The sequence below is a fragment of the bacterium genome (assembly GCA_016873475.1).
Lineage (GTDB): Bacteria > Krumholzibacteriota > Krumholzibacteriia > JACNKJ01 > JACNKJ01 > VGXI01.
In genome coordinates, this window is sequence record VGXI01000376.1 from 1 (window position 1) to 1,954 (window position 1,954).

Genomic DNA, 1,954 nt, shown 5'->3' on the forward strand with positions numbered 1-1,954 from the left:
GCGAACACGCCAGGGCAGCGGCCCGCGGCCCTGGCCCCAGGCCCAGGTCGCCCGCGCGCGCGCCGCGAGGTCCTCGGCGACGATCATGAAGGTGGGCAGCACGATCAGGGTGAGCAGGGTGCTGGCCGTCAGGCCGCCCATCACGGCGCGGGCGAGCGGGAAGTAGTAGCCGTCGGCGACGGTCGCCTTGCCGAGAGCGAGCGGCGCGAGGCCGAGCACCGTCGTGCCGGCCGTCATCAGGATGGGCCGGAAGCGGTCGCGGCAGCCCGCGAGAATCGCCGCCTCGCGCGTCAGGCCTTGGCGCCTGAGCTGCCCGATCCGGTCCATCAACACGATGCCGTTGTTCACGACGATGCCGATCAGGATCACCATGCCGATCATCGCGAACAGGTTGAAGGGCGTGCGGCTCGCGATCAGGGTCCAGATCACGCCGAGCATGGCGAAGGGGATGCAGAGCATGATGACCAGCGGGTGGAGCAGGCTCTCGAAGAGCACGGCCATCACGATGTAGACACAGACGAGGGCGAGCAGGATGTTCAGCAGCATGTCGTTCTGCTGCTCCTCCACCCGGCGCAGGCGCTCGCCCTCGGACCAACTGTAGCCGGCTGGCAGCGCAAGCGCGTTCATCACGTCGCGCACCGCTTCCATCGCCTCGTCGAAATCCTCGCCCTCGTAGGCGGCGCTCACCGTGATCGCCGTCTGCTGGCGCTCGCGGGCGATCTGCGTTGGCCCGCGGCCCAGCTCGAAGCGGGCGACCTGACCGAGCAGCACGGGCCGCCCCGCCTGATAGGCGACGGGCAGGCGCGCCAGGTTCTCCAGGTTCCGCCGGTCGCTGGGCTCGAGCACGATGCCGAGGTCGATTTCCCGCTCAGCGCCCTGGAACTTGCGCAAAGGGACGCCGCGGAAGGTGAGGCCGAGCACCTGCGACAGCTCGCGCGGGCTGACTCCATAGCGGCCGGCGAGCTCGCGATCGAGGACGACGCGCACTTCGTCGCGGCCCGACTCGCGGTTGGTGTCCACGTCGTGCATGCCCTCGATCAGGCCGAGCCGGCGCACGACCTCGCGCGCGATCTCGCCGAGCAGGTCCGTGTCCTCGCCGAAGAGCGTGACGCTGACGAGCTGCGCGCCCTGGCCGACGTCCTCGTCGTCGCGGAAGCGATAGCGCAGACCGGGCAGCACGGGCAGCTGCGCGCGCAGCGAGTCGCGCAGGGCGCTGATCTGCTCCTCGTTCGGCTCGCTGCCCGGCGGGAAGAAGAGCCGGAAGGCGCTGAAGTTGTCGTCGTAGAAGGTGTAGACGGCGTCGACGCCGTAGTCGGACTTGCGCGGAATCAGGAAGTCCTCGACGGTGGCGACGTACTCCTCGACGCGGTAGAGGTTGGTGTTGTCCGTGTACTCCACCCAGAAGGAGACGTGGTCGCGCTTGACCCCGCCGCCCTCGTCCATGTCCGAGGGCTTGAAGCCCGCGATCGTCGCCATGATCGCCGTGAGGACGACGAGCCCGGCGAGGATGGCCAGCGTCGCCCGGCGGTGGCGCAGGGCCGTCCAGGCGAGCAGCCGCAGGTACTGGCGACGCAGCCAGCCGAGGAATGCGAACTCACCGCGACTGTCCGACTTGCGCAGGCGGGCGACGAGCAGGGGCACCACGGTCAGGCAGATGAGCAGGGAGAAGATCAGCGTGACGGAGATCGTCAGGCCGACCTCCGAGAGCCAGAGCGTGATCTCGGTGTTCTTCGTCAGCACGATCGGCGCGAAGACGATCACCGAGGTCGCGGTGCTGGCGATGACGGCCATCGCCACCTCACGGGTGCCGGCCGCCGCCGCCGCGCGCTGCGCCTCGCCCTTCTCGTGCCGGCGATAGATCGCCTCGAGCACGACGATCGCGTTGTCCACGAGCATGCCGACGGCGAGCATCAGGCCCATCATCGTCAGGATGTTCAGGCTGCGGTGGGTCAGG

The 1,954-nt window shown here is 69.2% G+C and carries 1 protein-coding gene; it reads right to left on the reverse strand.

Annotation, left to right across the window (positions count from 1 at the left end; translation table 11 throughout):
• On the reverse strand, positions 1–1,953 hold a 1,953-nt coding region (locus FJ251_15920; protein ID MBM4119189.1), incomplete at its 3' end, for an efflux RND transporter permease subunit.
• Position 1,954: the final 1 nt, after the last annotated feature.